The sequence below is a fragment of the Pseudoalteromonas sp. B131b genome, from assembly GCF_037162545.1.
GTDB lineage: Bacteria > Pseudomonadota > Gammaproteobacteria > Enterobacterales > Alteromonadaceae > Pseudoalteromonas > Pseudoalteromonas fuliginea.
The window spans coordinates 3,609,663-3,626,081 of record NZ_JARLUZ010000001.1 but is presented as its reverse complement, the minus strand read 5'-3'; the positions used below and the strand labels follow the sequence as shown (position 1 = coordinate 3,626,081).

Below are 16,419 nucleotides of genomic sequence, written 5' to 3'. Positions count from 1 at the left end.
TAAGTATTATTGCGGGGTGGTATTATATAGATTAGCACTGGTTAACTAAAAGGGCCTATATCGGCCCTTTTTGATTTATAAAATTGCTTATTGAGTATTCACGCTTACTGCCTGCAATGACTCGCTTTGGTAGCATCCTAAAATACGTACATATTGGGTGTGCTCTTTAAGTTTTTCTAGCGCTTCTTTTACTTGGCTATCCGCTAAATTTGCTTCTAAATCGACATAAAAAACCTCTTCCCATGGGTTACCAGGCATTGGGCGAGACTCCAGTTTAACTAAATTAATCTTATGCTGTTTAAAAATCATTAACGCGTCAGCAAGCGACCCCGCTTGTTGTTTTGTAGACATGATCAAACTGGTCTTAGTTGGAATTTGATTCGAAACTTGCAGTGGTTTGCGAGCAACAACAATAAAGCGGCTATGGTTTTCACTTTGATTAGCAAGATTTGTTTTAATAACTTCTAATCCTACGTTTTTCCCTGCTTGCGCTGAACCAATTGCAGCACTCATTGGCGTATTTAGTGCCGACTGCAGCGCGCTTGACGTTGAGTCACAGGTTTCGTGTTGTAACTCACCTAAGCCCTGTAAAAAACGACTGCACTGCGCAAATGGTTGAGGATGGGCGAATATTTTTGTTAATTGGCCTAGTTCTGTATTAGGTGTCGCTAATAAACAATGTTCAACGCTGTGTGTTACTTCACCAACAATAGATACTTGTGCGTGTTGGAGTAAATCAAACACCTCATTAATACTACCCGAACTGGTATTTTCAATAGGTAATAAACCAAAATCAGCTTGGCCGTTTTCTACTTTACCTGTTATTTCGTCAAACGATGTACAACCAATTTCAACTAATTTACCAGGACGGCGGCTAAAGTATTTATGACATGCTAGCTGGCTATAAGAACCCTGACCACCTAAGTAAGTTACACGATGTGTTTCACTAAGGGCATCTGGATTAAGGTTTTTTTGTAGCATAGCTTGTTGGTGTAAAACAGAATCTTCCAAAATAGTTTGAAAAACATTATTTACGTAATAAGCATCTAAACCTAGTGATTTACCATAACCAATCAGTTTCTCTAAAAGTGCGAGTTCACGTGCTTCATCGCGAATTGGTTTATTATTAGCAATTTTGTATTCAACCACACCATGGCTAATGCGGCGGCGCTTGGCGAGCAACACAAGTAAATCTGAATCTATTTCATTTATGTCGTGTCTTAATGTATTTAATACATCATTGGTCATTTTGGTTTCCTCATTCCAAAAAACAAGCTGTTATTATGCAGCAGAAATAAAAAAGCCTCCCGATTGGGAGGCTTTACTATTCGATTGATTTTATCTCACAAACAGGTCAGCCTCTTTTATATAAAGAAGCTAAAAAACGAAAAGGTAGTGTGAGAACAAATAATATTCATAATTACAATGTATGGAGAGTTACCATTAATGTCAACAGACAGTTATGCGAAATAATGACTTAACTATAAATTTAATATTTATCATTCTATTTTTTTAGAGATAAACTATAAAAAATTTATAATTACGAAGCGGATCTGGTATATTTCGGCTACTGGTTAAAAAATAATAACAATTACTAATAAGGTTGGCCTGTGGTGTATCGACGCCCTCCATCGCGTTTTGGTGTTAACTCACTAAGTGTAAAATTATCATTGCTAATATCTGCAATTTGTTTAATTGCGGGCGTGTGTGCGGCCGCCTTAATGCTCAAGTCAGAAGAAAAGCAACTTGTTTTTGAAGAGCACGAAGTACTTAAAGGTTCAACAGAGTTACTTGTTAAGCAATTTGATGGATTGATTAAAAGCAAAGTTAATACCGCAGAGCAGGCCAATAAAGTTGTTGCAGAGCAGCTGTTCTCTACACAAGTTTCAATTGATCTTAAAAACAGGTCTCAGTTACAGTTTAACAGTGATGGTACAATCCGAAGTGCGTCTGCAGATGGTTTATCAGCAGCTTATTTACCGCAAGAGAGTTACTCACCTTTTTATAAGCAATTAATTAACGACTCAGAATCATTATGGCGAATTATCTCCCCAACAATTATTAATGATTTTTTAATTTTTACTTAATTACTAAAGATAACTTTATACGGATATCTCCGCCTAATTGGGCACTAAATGCACCCGCCGAATTTAAGTTCACAAAAGGGCCTACATTTAATTACGCCCAAGGAAAAACTAACCCAAGCCGTGAACCAACGTGGTCAAATGTTTACTACGATAAAGTTTGGCGTAAATGGGTTATTAGTTTATTAGTTCCGATTTATGTCGATAATGAGTTTTTAGGTGTGACAGGTAATGATATTGCGCTTGATACGCTTATATTTCAGTTGCCTGTGGGCGACAAAGAAAAACATTTATTAGTATTTGATAGCAAAGGGCAGCTGTTAGCGCACCCAGAAGTAAGTTCGAGCTTATTAGCCAGTTACGGGAGTAAAGGTAAAGTACTTAAAACCTACGACTTTGTTAACCAAGAACTACAATCGATTATTAGTGATGCAACTAAAAGGAAGTTACCTGAATACGCGAATTCATTTAAGCAAAATGGTGAAGCGCATATTATTAATATCCGTAAAGTAGAAGGTTTAGATTGGTATATTGGTGTCTATAAAAAACGTTCATCGACGCTCTCAGCTCTTCAAGAACTGAAGCTTAAGTTTTTTGGGTTATTCATTCTATATGCGATTTTAGTTGCTTTATTGCTACATCAAGCACTTTATCAGCTTGTTCTTCGTCGCCTTCATACTTTAGTTTATGCAGTGACAAACTTTGGCCAAGGGAAGTTAACAACTGAATTCCCTGAAGAAAATAAAGATGAAATTGGCACATTGAACGGCTCATTTAGAGATATGGCAGTAGAAATACGCAAACTCATTGATGGCCTCAATATGCGTATTACAGAAAAAGAAATAGCAGAAAAAGCAGCTAATCGTTTATCCAAAGCGGTTGCATTTTCTGGGACTGGTGTTGTGATCACCGATGAAAACTTCTTTATAGAATATGTAAACCCTAAAATGCTTGAGATGACAGGGTATCAAGAAAGCCACTTTAGTAGAGCGCCGTTGTTAAGTATTATTGCCACCGAAATGGCCATTTTGGTTGAAGACATAGACATTGATCTGAGAAGTCGTAACTATTGGCGTGGTGATACGCTTATTCAAGCTTTAGATAAACAACCCATTTGGGTTTCGCTGAGTGTTTCTCCAATTCGCGAGGACGGCGGAAAAATAACAAGTTATGTTGCGTCTGCGCAAGATATTTCATTTGTAAAAGAAAGTCAGCGTAAAATGGAGCAGTTAGCTTATTTTGACACATTGACTGGCTTAGCAAATAGAACGTTTTTTAGAATGCAGTTACGCAAATCGATGGCACTTGCAGAAAGAGGGCATTATGCCTTTGCACTATTTTACTTCGATTTAGATGAGTTTAAACGTATTAACGACACACTAGGGCACGATGCTGGGGATCAGTTGTTAATAGAGGTGGCAAATAGGCTAAAAAAACGTTTAAGAGCAGAAGATACCATTGCTCGATTAGGCGGAGATGAGTTTGCGGTTTTACTCAGTGGTATTGAGCATCAAGAGCATGCTACCGATGTTGCTAATACGATTCAAAAAACGTTAAATGTGCCTATAAAACTTGGCAGTAATGAAGTCATTATTAGTGCCAGTATAGGTATTACAATGGCCCCTTACGACAGCCTTGAAGAAGATCAGTTGTTAAAACATGCTGACTTGGCCATGTATGAAGCCAAAGCAAAAGGGCGTAATACATTTCACTTTTATAGCCAAGAATTGGACTCTGCGGCAAATGAGCGATTATTTATAGAAAACGAACTACGACAAGCCTTGAAAGAAAAACAATTCGCTGTTTACTATCAACCACAAGTCGATAGCCGAAGTCAGCATGTTGTTGGCTATGAAGCTTTGCTTAGGTGGTTTCACCCAACAGAGGGGCTTATTCCTCCTACCAAGTTTATACCAATTGCCGAGGCAACAGGTTTAATTGTTGAATTGGGTGCTTGGGTACTTCAAGAAGCATGCGATTTTGCAGTTAGATTACAAGAGAAAGGCCGAAGTAATAATATTTCGATTAACTTATCTGCTCGTCAATTTAAAGATGCTAGCTTAGTACCAATGCTTAGTAAAATGATTATTAAATCAGGGGTGTCTGCTAAGCATCTGCATTTAGAATTAACCGAAAGCATGCTAATGGGAAATGTCGAAGCAGCAATAACGCAGTTGCATGAGCTTAAGGCATTAGGTGTTTCGATTTCTATAGATGATTTTGGTACAGGTTACTCGTCTTTAAGTTATTTAAAACGATTCCCGGTCGACATATTAAAAATTGATCGTTCATTCGTAAAAGACATTCCAGAGGATAGCAATGATATGGAAATCACGGCTGCAATTATTGCAATGGCGCAAAAGTTAAAACTTAATGTGGTTGCTGAAGGTGTCGAGACGATAGAACAAATACAATTTTTGCAAAATAATAATTGTTTTATAGTACAAGGGTATTATTTTAGCCCACCAATTACTGAGGCTGAGTTACCAAAATTGTTTGATAGGCTAAAGGATATACCTGACTTTGAAGCGTTACAAAGTGAGTAGTAAAATGCGGGTTTAGCCACCCGCAATTTTCACTTTAAATTTTAAGCCTTCGAGAATCGCTTTTAGCTTGTCTCGATCATCACCTTGAACTTCAATAGTGCCATCTTTAACTGCCCCACCTTGGCCCATTTTGCTTTTAATTGTTTTGGCCAGCTTTTTTAAATCATGATCTTTTGCATCTATTCCAACAACCAGCATAACTCCTTTGCCTTTACGTCCTTTTGTTTGACGTTCAATACGCAAAAAACCATCTTTAAAAATTTTTCCGGTACTTTCTTTTTCTGGTTTAGGCTGACTAATGCGCCCAGAATCCGTCGAATATACTAAGTGATTATCACTCATACCTAACCTACATAGATAAAATGAATTAAACAATGGCTCAAATGATAACAAATTTGCGCTAGTGTGTTTTTCTTTTTGCTAATTAGTTTTAACAGGTTATATTTAGTTTAAAGGAAATATTATTGGAACCCATATATGAACTTAACTAAGAGCACATCAGCGGATGGAACGACCTTAACAATACAAATTAAGGGTAAGTTTGACTTTAATTTAGTGCAATCTTTTCGACAAGCTTACGCTCAAATAAATGAAAATATAGTAAAAGTAATTGTTGATTTAAGAGAAACAGAGTACATGGATAGCTCGGCATTAGGCATGTTACTTAACATGAAAAAAACAATAGAAAGCCAAGTAGGTACAATTGAGATAAGTAATTGTCAGCCACAGTTACGAAAAATATTACAAATTTCACGCTTTGATAAAAAGTTTGATATTTGCTGATGGTCCATGTGCTTATTGTTGATGATCAGGCGCTTAACCGAATCTTATTAAGTAAGATGCTTGAGGAGGACGGCTACAAAATATCGATGGCGTATAACGGTCTTGAAGCATTAAAAGTGCTTGAAACACAAGATATAGATATTATTTTACTTGATGTAATAATGCCTGTAATGGATGGCTTTGAAGCAGCTCAAAAAATAAAACAACGCTTTGATGAAGTTTACTTACCGATTATTTTTATTACTTCTTTGGATGATCAAGGTAGTTTTGAGCGCTGTTTAGAAGTTGGCGGAGATGACTTTATTCAAAAGCCTTTTGAAAAAGTTATTTTGCATGCAAAAATTAAAGCGCACAGCCGCACTCGCCAATTGAGTAAAAAAGCCAATCAACAAAAAGAACTTCTTCAATATCATCACAACCAAAACGAAAGAGAGCATGAGATTATTGAACATATTTTTAATAACTCACTCGAAAATCAAGATAAATTTAAAGACCACCTCGATTTCAACCTATCACCTGCATCTATGTTTAATGGAGACATGTTTTTAGTTGCACAAAGTCCCATTGGTAACCTTTACTGTATGCTTGGCGATTTTACGGGGCATGGTTTAGCTGCTGCTATTGGTGCATTACCTGCCTCGCGTGCCTTTTATAGAATGGTAAGTAAAGGTATGGCTGTGAACGACGTCGCCTCTGAAATTAATACGTTACTTTATAACTTACTACCTGGTCATATGTTTTGTGCGGCAACAATTATAGAGCTTAGTTCTTCTGGGAAAAGCATATCGGCATGGTTAGGCGGATTACCAGATGCGTATTTAATTGATCAAAATGGTGATGTTAAGCAAGTCCTTGAATCTCAACATATGGCATTAGGTATTTTAGATGAAGATGAGTTTGAGCACGAAGTTATTCATTTTGAAACAGATCATGAAACTCGTTTAGCATTTGCAACAGATGGGATTATAGAAACAACTAATAAAAATGATGTTTTTTTGGTGAAGAACGCTTTTTAGAAACGTTAAAAAGTAAACCCATGGTTAGCTGTGAAAACATAGTTGGATATGTGAGTGAGTTTGCGGATGGGAGCGAGCAACAAGATGATGTCAGTATTGTTTTACTTAATTGTTTGCCTCTTGCTTCGCAAGAGCAGGTTAGAGAGACGTTTTCAACGTTAGCATTTAATTTGTCGCTAAGTTTAAATGCTAAGCAAATAAAGCAAACCGATCCCGTATACGATTTAGTTAATATTTTAAGCGGGGTAGGCGGATTAAAAGATCATCGTTCAAATATATTTTTATTACTTTCTGAAGCTTATAATAATTCGCTTGACCATGGCGTATTGGGTTTAGACTCAAGCATTAAACTACAAGAAGATGGTTTTTTTAAATACTATGAGATGAGAGAAAAAGCCCTCGCAGCGTTGTCAGATGCGATGATTATTATAGATATGCGTTATTGCCCAGATACATTAAGTTTATATTTTATTATTTGCGACTCGGGTCGAGGTTTTAATCGTGGTGAAAGTGAACTTTCTGCTACGAATAGTGAATTTGGTCGAGGTTTGTCATTACTTAAAGAGATAGCCGAGAAAGTAACTTACAATGCCAGTGGGAATCAGGTAGAAATGTGTTACAAGTTGAGCTAGCTCTGTAAAAATATCCATGCTATTATTCTGAAAACTCTAGATGTATGGATGGCTAAATGATTTCTTCTTACCTAAAACAAGCACAACTAAGTGCAAATCCTACTTTGATTTCAACAGAGCTTGAAAAGCTTGAGTTGCATCTTACAAACACAGTTTTGCCTGATGTGCGTTGGGAGTATCAAATACCTGAGCTTGGCGAGGGCGGTGCGTGTAGTTTATTTGGTTACCTACAAGATGAGCCATTCAAATTAACTGACTACCTTAAAAGTGATGAGCAAACACAGTTTAAGCTAGCTAGTCTACAAAGTATTGTAAGCTATATTGAGCAGCAAACAGGTGTCGACTGGTATGGTATTTATCAATCAACCAATACCAGTGAAGGTAAGCAATTGCTCAAATTGGCTTATCATGGGGTGCCAAGTCGTCCGTTGTTTCCATTAACAGAAGCTTTTGCTGCTGGTAGCAACAATGTACAGGTAGCGTTATCTCACCATGGTCGTATTATCAATAACGTCGAGGCGTATTTATCACAAGGTGGTGAATACTACACATGCGATCCTAAAGTTAAATCAGAAACCTGCTTACCTCTATTTAACGCGCAAAATGAATGCGTTGGTATTATAGATGCAGAAGCCTTTAAAAATGACTTTTTTGATGACAAGACACTTGCCGTTTTAATTGCGTGTTGTATTAAAATTCCTCACTTTCTAGTGTAAATAACACTAGTCAATGTGACGTGCTTTTATGTTAAGCTTAGGCTAACAGCTAACCCCTAAATAACGATAAGAGATAGCCAATGTTCTCAGTATTAAAACCATTACCAACAGATCCTATTCTTGGCCTTATGGCGGCCTATAAACAAGATACAAACCCTAATAAAATTGATTTAGGGGTAGGTGTCTACAAAGATGAGCAAGGCAATACACCGGTACTCAAAGCGGTTAAAAAAGCTGAAGCGTTTCGTCTTGAAAACGAAATGAGCAAATCTTACATTGGTTTAGCGGGTAACTTAGATTACTGCCAAAAGATGGAGCAGTTACTACTAGGCGAACATCAAGCATTGCTAGCAAATCGCGTGCGTACCGCGCAGGCTCCTGGTGGTACAGGTGCACTTCGCGTTGCAGCTGAATTTATTAAGCGTTGTAATACTAACGCGACTGTTTGGGTGACTAATCCAACATGGGCTAACCATATTAGCTTGTTTGAAGCGGCAGGCTTAACAGTAAAAGAATACCCGTATTACGATTATGAAAACAAAGACTTACTGTTTGATGAAATGATCAACACACTTAAACAAGTGCCTAAAGGTGATGTGGTTTTAGTGCATGCATGTTGTCATAACCCAAGCGGTATGGACTTAAACGAAACACAGTGGAACACAGTTGCTGAACTTGCAAAAGAAGTTGGCTTTACACCACTTGTTGATATTGCATACCAAGGCTTTGGTGCTTCACTTGAAGAAGATGCACGTGGCTTACGTATTTTAGCTGATGCAGTAGAAGAGCTAATTATTTGTTCTTCATGTTCTAAAAACTTTGGCTTATACCGCGAGCGTATTGGTGCATGTTCACTAATTGCAAAAGACAGCGCAACAGCAGATATTTCCAACTCTGTAATGCTAAGCGTTGTGCGTAGTATTTACTCAATGCCGCCAGCGCATGGTGCTGATATTGTTAATACTATTTTAAGCAGTACAGAGCTTACACAATTATGGCACTCTGAGCTTGATGAAATGCGTAGCCGCATAAACGGTTTACGTAGCTTAATTAAAGAAAGCTTAGCAACTAAAGATATTGCGCAAGACTTCTCATTTATTGAACGTCAAAACGGTATGTTTTCTTTCTTAGGTATTAATAAAGAGCAAATTGCTCGCCTACAAAAAGAATACGGTATTTACATTGTTGGCTCAAGCCGCGTAAATGTTGCAGGTATTAGTCATTCAAATATTGAATACTTTTCAAATGCTGTAGCTGACGTTTGTAAATAAACGCAGTTAGTATAAAAAACCGCACATCATAATATGATGTGCGGTTTTTTATTATCTAAATTTAAACAAAAAGCAGTAACCTTTAACCGATAGCAGGAATAAGCCCCGCCATTTGCATAAACTGCGCAGCAATAATCGTTATGCCACATATCGCTGCTATGCCAAGCCCAACATTCCCACTTTTGACTTTGTAGCCTGTTTTATTTGATGTTGTACGCTGTTTATAAACCATTGCAACGGGTAAAAATACAGCAAGAACAACAAGTGCAATTGCCGCATAACCTAAAGCCATAATAAAGCCTTGTGGATAGAATAATGCAAAGCCAAGTGGTGGCATAAACGTAATTAAGGCTGTTTTAATTCGGTCTGTTTTATTGTCACCTTTTTTAAATGCATCGGCAAAAAGTCGAATAAACCTAAACTCACGCCTAAAAATGATGTTGCAAGGGCTAAATCAGCAAATAACTTAACGGCGGTCGTTACGTTTGGGTTATGCGCAATACCTGCCACGCTAGATACAAACCCATTAAGGCCTTGGCTGTTGAGTAAATCAGCTTGGCTCATAATACCTTGGCTCAGTAATTGCCAAAAAATATAAATCACTAAAGGCAGAGCAGCACCCGCGATCATTACTTTGCGCAGTACTTTTATTTCAAGGCCTACGTATTTAACAATAGATGGAATAGAGCCATGAAAGCCAAATGAGGTAAATATAACGGGGATCGCTGACAATATTAAGCCTTGCTCTACTGGCATCTCTAATAAGTGCTTACCTTGAACGTAGGGCGTTAACATATAGGACAAGCTAGCAAGTACAATGATTTTTATTGTAAATAACACCCTGTTTAATTTATCTACTTTACTGGTGCCTAGTGTTACTACACTCGCAATTATGACCGCCAATACAATTGAACCAAGTTGTGGTGCTATATTCACACTTAAACCTATATTTATACGCTCTTGGAGCTGTGCTCCGCCACCTGCAATATAAGCGGCACAAAGTGCATAAAATAAGAAAATCATCGAAAAATTAGCCACATACTGCCCGCGTTTTCCAAGCCAAAGTTTAGCTAAAGTATTTAAAGTAGCATCACGTGGTGCGTACTGATGAAGCTCTAACATAAGCAACGCTGTGTAAGTCATTAACATCCAGCTCGCGACTATTAGCACTAATGCGGTATTAAAACCAAGACCGGCAGAAGCAATCGGTAATGCTAGCATTCCGGCACCAATAGTGGTTCCTGCAACAATTAACATGCTCCCTATTGTTTTATTTTTAAGCACTTAATTACCTTAATTATTATTAATATACATGCACGATATAACTAGTTACCTAAAACTTAAATAGTTTTATAATAAAACGCTGCAATTAAAATGTAACTTACAATTTACAGCTGTATTTATTAAGGCATTTAGTGTTTAAAAAGTACTAAAATACAGTAGTGAGCGTATAATTTATTCTTTAATATATTCATTTATAAAAAGCATAGGGATGGCACGTGCCTGTTAAAGCTTCGTATTTTTTAATGGTTCTCATATGGTCTACAACGCCGCTAGGGATAGTGTGGAGCAGCGAAAGCGTATCGCCAACACTTGCAGTCCTCATGCGTATGCTTGTGGGATTGTTTATAGGCGGCTTAATAGTTGCTATTACGAATATTAGAGTACCTTGGAGTAAAAATGCGTGCTTGCTTTATTTTTATTCGAGCATTGGTATTTTTGGTGGCATGTTACTTAGCTATATGGCTGCCAAAACGGTTCCCTCAGGAATTATCTCACTCATGTTTGGTCTAGCGCCGATTTTGTCGGGATTACTCGCTCAGCAACTACTAAACGAACCCAAATTTAGCCCAATTAAGTTAACGGCACTGGCATGTGCATTAATCGGTTTATATTTTGTTAGTTACAATCAAGTGCAGCACTCACAAACCCAAGGTATAGGCCTACTTTATGTGTTTATGGCTGTGTGTTTTTTAGCTTAAGTGGGGTAATGATAAAGCGAGTACAAATAGCAATTCACCCAATGGCGACCACCTTTGGTGCTTTAGTTTTTGTAACGCCACTATTTTTTATAGCGTGGTGGTTACTCGATGGAGAGTTGAATACTGCAAATTGGAGCGCAAAATCACTTTGGGCTATTGGGTATTTAGGCGTGTTTGGATCACTGATCGGTGCGCTTGCCTACTTTCATGTTTTACAAAACTTAAATGCAAGTACAGTAGCACTTACTACCTTAATTACCCCCAGTTTTGCTTTAGGGTTAGGTGCATGGCTAAATAATGAAATGCTTAGTCGAGAGTTGCTGATAGGCGCTGTTATTATTTTGATTAGTTTAGGTTTTTTTCAATTTGGAGACAAATTTTTGAAATCGACAAATTAAAAACCCAAGACTAAAAGCGCCCTCAGTGTGATCACATTTTAGCTATTTGGATAACTAAACGACGGTTTTTATTACGCCCTAAAATATTTTCGTTTGTATCCACAAAGCGTTTTTCACCTAAACCAGTTGTTTGCACTTTTGCTTCATCAACACCTAAACTAACCATGTAATCTTTAATTGATTTTGCACGTTTGCGTGAAAGGTCAAGGTTATTCCAACGTCCACCATAGCTATCGGTATACGAATCAATGCTAATGGATTCAATACTCGGATCGTTTTTTAAATACTCGGCAATCTTATCTAAACGCTGCTGCGAAGATTTAGTTAACTTACTGCTATTTGATTGATAATTCATAATGGTAAATGAAATATCTTCAAAGCTATAAGGGAGTAATTCATCTCGACACTGTAAAAATGCCCAATACGCCTGTTTAAAATTAACACTTGAAATACCAACGGCAATTTTATCGGCACTGTTTTGCCAGTCTTGATAGTAAAAGGTAGGGTAAAAGCCCTTTTCAAGTTCGGTTAGCATTTCCCATGATGTTTTATTGTCTAGCTCACCGTCAAACTTTTTGAGTAGCTTCATATTGGCAATATCGCGCGTAGGTAAGCCCGCACGCCAAGTAGGGGGACTGCTTTTAAACCCGCTATGTCATAATTTTCAGGCCTGACAACCATATCTAAATGAAAGCTGAGATTTTTGTTTTTACTTGCTGAAGCTTTAAAAATAGCCTCTCCATAGTAAGGAACTTCATGATTTAATTGGCATTGTAGCCTTGTTGTTTTAACCACTTCCCAGTTAGAGTTATCTTGATTAGCTGTATATTGGCGCATAGCAGCATAGGCACTACTATGGCATAGTGCGCTGGTGATACTCAGGCTAATTAATAGCAACTTAAACTTCATGGGGCATGCTCCAACACATCTTTCATGCCAATAATTTGGCAAAATACAGAGTAATTATATTTCAAGGTCAATAACACCTAGCTAGCTTAAACTTTAAAGCAAATTACATGCCTACAATTTAAGGCGCAATTAATCTAGCAATGCACTAGCCGAAAGGTACTCACTTTTGACATAATAGTGGGCTTATACCTATAAACCAAGAATACTATGGCAAATACTGAGCAAACACTTTTCGCAAAACGCTTTCGTGGCTTTTTTCCGGTTGTAATTGATGTTGAAACAGCGGGCTTCAATAAAAATACAGACGCTTTACTAGAAATTGCCGTTTCAGTTTTAAAAATGGATGACGAAGGGTTGCTCAGCATAGATCATACCGTGCACTTTCATGTAGAGCCATTTGAAGGCGCAAACATAGAGCAAGCTGCAATTGAGTTTAATGGTATCGATCCCTTTTCGCCATTACGCGGCGCAGTGCTAGAAGAAGACGTTATTAAAGAAGTTTGCAAAGTGGTACGCAAAGCTCAAAAAGCAGCAGGGTGTCAACGCTCTGTTATTGTGGCGCACAACGCAGCGTTTGATCATGGCTTTTTAAATGCAGCTATAGAGCGTAATAATATAAAACGAACACCATTTCATCCCTTTGTAAGTTTTGATACAACCACTCTTGCAGGACTTGCGTTAGGGCAAACTGTATTGGCTAAAGCATGCCGCGCTGCCGGTATTGAATTTGATAACAGCCAAGCACATTCAGCACTTTATGATACCGAGCGTACCGCTGAGCTGTATTGTTTAATTGTAAACCGTTGGCAGCAACTAGGTGGTTGGCCGTTAGCGCCACTAGATGATAGTGACGCCGAAGTGGATACACAAGATGGCACAGAAACTAAAATGACTGAGTAATTTTTCCTTCATTTAGTTTTAATAAATGGGGTGGATAAATACGCGAAAACTGTTTTGAATCTTTTGCTATTTTAAGCTCTACCCCTGGGTGCATTAACTCATTCACTTTTAAGCGGCAACTTGAAAGCAATTGCGTGATTTTTCGCTTAATCAACAATTTTTGACGATTAACATGCTCTGTACGTGCTTTTATATGTTGTTCATTTTCGGTTATTTTATTCAATAACTGCTGACGCTGAGTGGGCTCTGCAACTTGTCCCGCTTTTTTACGAGCTTGTTTTAAAGCAGTTACTTTAGTTGCAAGCACTTTTTCAAAATCAGCAATCTGGATCTGCTTGTCACGAAGTTCAAACCAGTTTTGTGCTAAAAGCACACGAGTTTTTGTTCCCGCTGGTGCACCGAGTTCGCCGGTTTCAATACGCATAGCGTCTAAAATATTGCCACCAATAATTTTACCGCGAGGTTTATCTGCTTTACCAACGCGTATTAACCGCCTTGCACTCATATCACAATGCAGTGCTTGACGTTCAACAAATAAATCTTGTTCTGTTTTTATATTACAATATTGAGCGTAGCCAATTGAAATAGTACGCAAAGCTGTAATATGACATGTAAATGTTTCATTGTTTTCGCGTTTTCGACCAATAGCCCCCTGCATAATTGTTACTGCACTTTTGCTCTCAACAATACCTGATTCTACAAACCCTATAACGGTAATATCGCCGTTTGCTTTAACATGCATACCGTCTTTTATATCACCGCTGATTATTACGCTACCATCAAAATCGACATGGCCAGTACTTACATCAATGTTATCAAAGCATAAAACATCATCTACACGCATACCGCGAGGCAAAGCAACGGGTACACCTTTGCAATCTGCAATAAGTATATCTGGGTTGTTGGGGTCTATTTTAGTCCCTTCGAAAGGTTGTAATTGATGTTCTTTTCCTGGTGTTGCAGGAATAATTTCACCAAATATAGTGTAGCCATCTTCACCGCGAGTGGCGGGTATGCGCTGCATAAGAGGTGTACCTGGTTTTACCGTGATGATTGCGCCAAGGTTTTTCATATCAACCTTACCGCCTTGAGTTGCTTGAGGGCTAAGCACACGATCTTGGGCTGTTGAGCATAAACGAACAAATCTAGCATCTTTGCCATCTTTAGGGTTACGTCCGTGAGCAATTATTGCACTGTAAGAGCTTCCAGCTGGTTGTTCAAACTGTTGACCTAAAAAGGAATCAAGCGCGCGAGGGCTTATTCCTTTTTTAACACCGGCATCAGCCAGTGCTTTTTGCGCACCTTCCATCGATAATAATAAACCACCTTTTGTAGTGGTAATGGTTGCTTCTGCTACCATGCCTTTTTCATCGATATTAATAACAACAGTTGCATTTACAGCCTGAGCAATAATTAACGACTCTTCTTTATAATCTTTGCTTTGAGAAAAAAGTTTACCAATGTTGGCCGAAATAACGTCAAAATCACAGTAGTCAGATTGTTCTAGCAGTTCAATTAACTGCGTTGCAGTTATTGGAAAACCACTATCAACAGGGTGTGCTATTAAAGATAAGTACCCCGTTTCTTCATTAAATGAAAAAACCGACATTTATTTATTCCCTACTTAATGTGCTTGTTATTATAATTGTTATATTTTTTCATTGCTTTAAGGTGCATTTTTAATACGATCAAAAAAGCCAGCACTCTATTGGAGCACAACTAGAGTCTCGTGTTAAGTAAATGTTGTTTAACTATGCAGCTATTTATAAAAATATGATTATTTAATAGCCAGTTAGTATGAGGGCCTGCTTATTTTTTGAAGTTAAATTTGCCGAAGTGTATTTGGTTTTTATGCAAGGCAAAGCCTATGCTGTGCGGTTGTTCCCCATAGATAGGCGATAACGTAGCATAAATGCCAAACATACGCTGTCCTTTGGGCTCGCTCCAAGGGCTATTTACTCATTGTTGCTCGATTTTTACTTAGCCTACTACCTACTGCTAGGCTACAAACCTCACGCCGCAATTAAATCACCTCTATATAGAACAAATTTCAACCTAAAAGGTCAGCGAGTCCTAACAGATAAAATAAAAGCGAGTTAGTTCTTGAGTATCAGCGCCTTACTCAGTTATACTGCTCGCACGCTCTGAATGAGTTTACTGATTCAGGGGCTGATTAGGATTCGACGGAATTCAAGACGCCCAAGGTGCATGTCGAGGTGCGGTTTGCCTCGTTAAACAGCCGCAACCTAAAGTAATCGCAAACGACGATAACTACTCTCTAGCAGCTTAGGCTAGCTAGCGCTCCTTCCATGTATTCTTGTGGACTGGATTTTGGAGTGTCACCCTAACACCTGATCGCGACGGAAACCCTGGCCGGGGTTGAAGCGTTAAAACTAAGCGGCCTCGCCTTTATCTATCGTGTTCGTCCGAGATTTAAAGGTTAATTAAATGACGATACTAAACATGTAGTACCGACGGTTGAGGCTTTTCGGACGGGGGTTCAAATCCCCCAGCTCCACCACTTTAAAGTGATACAAAACAGCCAGTTAGAGTATATTGCTCTAACTGGCTTTTTTATTTCTATTGCACTTGTCCACTTAGTGCCCACATTGGATTTATAAAGGTTTATCAGGGGCGCTTTGCGCGGTTCCGTGCAAAAATAGTTTATGATGCGCTTCGCTTGGTTACGACCTAGTTAACCAGGAGGTAAATCAGGCATTTTTGTGAGGTCTACATGGCTTCGCCATAGCAATAGTTTAGCCTGGCGTTAGTCATTAACTTTTGATGACGAATGTTTAGTCTTCCAATGTTCTTTAAAAGCTTGTTCAAGTTTACCATCTTTGTTAGATAAAACGTCATCGAGCTCTTGCATCACTTCTTCTTGTTCTTCAGAAGTTAAATCATCAAACGGTTTATTATTGTCAGGTAATGTCATTTTCAGTCCTTATTAAAAAACGTATAGATAAGGTAGGGGATATTATAAATCTAGTAAAGAGTTTAAATTTGGCTGCGAAGTAAAACTAAATAATTACTATATAAGCCTTAGAATTGCTCAAAAAGTAACTTTTAGTGTAATGCACATTACACAATTAAAATACATGTAATGCACATTACACATATAAAAACTTGTCACCGTGAAAATAACAGCCGGCGAAGGGTAAGGTTAGTTCACTGCGATTTGT

General features: G+C 38.1%; 8 protein-coding genes, 1 other RNA gene and 5 pseudogenes. 8 read left to right on the top strand and 6 right to left on the bottom strand.

Annotated elements, in window-relative coordinates; all coding sequences use genetic code 11:
• Nucleotides 1-87 precede the first annotated feature (87 nt).
• Nucleotides 88-1,248, bottom strand: coding sequence for a chorismate mutase (locus P4S65_RS16660; RefSeq protein ID WP_008135718.1), 1,161 nt, complete (start codon nt 1,246-1,248; stop codon nt 88-90).
• Nucleotides 1,249-1,610: 362 nt separating this feature from the next.
• On the opposite strand from P4S65_RS16660, the pseudogene P4S65_RS16655 reads away from it, so the two are divergent.
• A pseudogene (locus tag P4S65_RS16655) lies at nt 1,611-4,630 on the top strand (bifunctional diguanylate cyclase/phosphodiesterase).
• Nucleotides 4,631-4,642: 12 nt separating this feature from the next.
• Here P4S65_RS16655 and P4S65_RS16650 read toward each other — a convergent pair.
• The gene (locus tag P4S65_RS16650; protein ID WP_007378351.1) at nt 4,643-4,972 is read right to left on the bottom strand and encodes a translation initiation factor; all 330 of its coding nucleotides are present in this window, start codon (nt 4,970-4,972) and stop codon (nt 4,643-4,645) included.
• A gap of 135 nt (nt 4,973-5,107) precedes the next feature.
• On the opposite strand from P4S65_RS16650, the gene P4S65_RS16645 reads away from it, so the two are divergent.
• The 4 genes and pseudogenes from P4S65_RS16645 (at nt 5,108) to P4S65_RS16630 (ending at nt 9,048) form a co-directional block, all read left to right on the top strand.
• Nucleotides 5,108-5,413 carry an STAS domain-containing protein gene (locus P4S65_RS16645; RefSeq protein WP_008135712.1) on the top strand — a complete coding sequence of 102 codons (306 nt, stop codon included), beginning with the start codon at nt 5,108-5,110 and terminating at the stop codon, nt 5,411-5,413.
• Nucleotides 5,413-7,061, top strand: a pseudogene (locus P4S65_RS16640) (ATP-binding SpoIIE family protein phosphatase). Before P4S65_RS16645 ends, P4S65_RS16640 begins: the two are co-directional and overlap by 1 nt.
• Nucleotides 7,062-7,117: 56 nt before the next feature.
• On the top strand, nt 7,118-7,777 hold the full coding sequence (locus P4S65_RS16635; protein WP_337120623.1) for a GAF domain-containing protein: 660 nt from the start codon (nt 7,118-7,120) through the stop codon (nt 7,775-7,777).
• 80 nt (nt 7,778-7,857) lie between these two features.
• Complete coding sequence (locus P4S65_RS16630) at nt 7,858-9,048, top strand: amino acid aminotransferase (protein WP_033031018.1); 1,191 nt, start codon at nt 7,858-7,860, stop codon at nt 9,046-9,048.
• Between the two features lie 82 nt (nt 9,049-9,130).
• On the opposite strand, the pseudogene P4S65_RS16625 reads toward P4S65_RS16630, so the two are convergent.
• Nucleotides 9,131-10,332: pseudogene (locus P4S65_RS16625) on the bottom strand (aromatic amino acid transport family protein).
• A 215-nt stretch (nt 10,333-10,547) separates the two neighbouring features.
• On the opposite strand from P4S65_RS16625, the pseudogene P4S65_RS16620 reads away from it, so the two are divergent.
• Nucleotides 10,548-11,428: pseudogene (locus P4S65_RS16620) on the top strand (DMT family transporter).
• Nucleotides 11,429-11,459: 31 nt separating this feature from the next.
• On the opposite strand, the pseudogene P4S65_RS16615 reads toward P4S65_RS16620, so the two are convergent.
• Nucleotides 11,460-12,337, bottom strand: a pseudogene (locus P4S65_RS16615) (flagellar protein MotY).
• A 207-nt stretch (nt 12,338-12,544) separates the two neighbouring features.
• On the opposite strand from P4S65_RS16615, the gene rnt reads away from it, so the two are divergent.
• Nucleotides 12,545-13,237 carry a ribonuclease T gene (gene rnt / locus P4S65_RS16610; RefSeq protein ID WP_337120622.1) on the top strand — a complete coding sequence of 231 codons (693 nt, stop codon included), beginning with the start codon at nt 12,545-12,547 and terminating at the stop codon, nt 13,235-13,237.
• Here rnt and P4S65_RS16605 read toward each other — a convergent pair.
• Nucleotides 13,221-14,846 carry a DUF342 domain-containing protein gene (locus tag P4S65_RS16605; RefSeq protein WP_337120621.1) on the bottom strand — a complete coding sequence of 542 codons (1,626 nt, stop codon included), beginning with the start codon at nt 14,844-14,846 and terminating at the stop codon, nt 13,221-13,223. The two genes, rnt and P4S65_RS16605, sit on opposite strands and share 17 nt — an antisense overlap.
• Nucleotides 14,847-15,402: 556 nt before the next feature.
• On the opposite strand from P4S65_RS16605, the gene ssrA reads away from it, so the two are divergent.
• Nucleotides 15,403-15,758: a transfer-messenger RNA gene (ssrA, locus tag P4S65_RS16600) on the top strand.
• Between the two features lie 246 nt (nt 15,759-16,004).
• Here the strand turns inward: ssrA and P4S65_RS16595 are convergent.
• Nucleotides 16,005-16,172: a hypothetical protein gene (locus P4S65_RS16595; protein WP_337120620.1), complete on the bottom strand. Its 168-nt coding sequence runs from the start codon at nt 16,170-16,172 to the stop codon at nt 16,005-16,007.
• Nucleotides 16,173-16,419: the final 247 nt, after the last annotated feature.

Bases quoted from the DNA above. Each gene is read 5' to 3' on its own strand.
- P4S65_RS16635 (WP_337120623.1), top strand. From the start codon at position 7,118: ATGATTTCTTCTTACCTAAAACAAGCACAACTAAGTGCAAATCCTACT.
- P4S65_RS16605 (WP_337120621.1), bottom strand. From the start codon at position 14,846: ATGTCGGTTTTTTCATTTAATGAAGAAACGGGGTACTTATCTTTAATA.
- P4S65_RS16595 (WP_337120620.1), bottom strand. From the start codon at position 16,172: ATGACATTACCTGACAATAATAAACCGTTTGATGATTTAACTTCTGAA.
- P4S65_RS16650 (WP_007378351.1), bottom strand. From the start codon at position 4,972: ATGAGTGATAATCACTTAGTATATTCGACGGATTCTGGGCGCATTAGT.
- P4S65_RS16660 (WP_008135718.1), bottom strand. From the start codon at position 1,248: ATGACCAATGATGTATTAAATACATTAAGACACGACATAAATGAAATA.
- P4S65_RS16645 (WP_008135712.1), top strand. From the start codon at position 5,108: ATGAACTTAACTAAGAGCACATCAGCGGATGGAACGACCTTAACAATA.
- rnt (WP_337120622.1), top strand. From the start codon at position 12,545: ATGGCAAATACTGAGCAAACACTTTTCGCAAAACGCTTTCGTGGCTTT.
- P4S65_RS16630 (WP_033031018.1), top strand. From the start codon at position 7,858: ATGTTCTCAGTATTAAAACCATTACCAACAGATCCTATTCTTGGCCTT.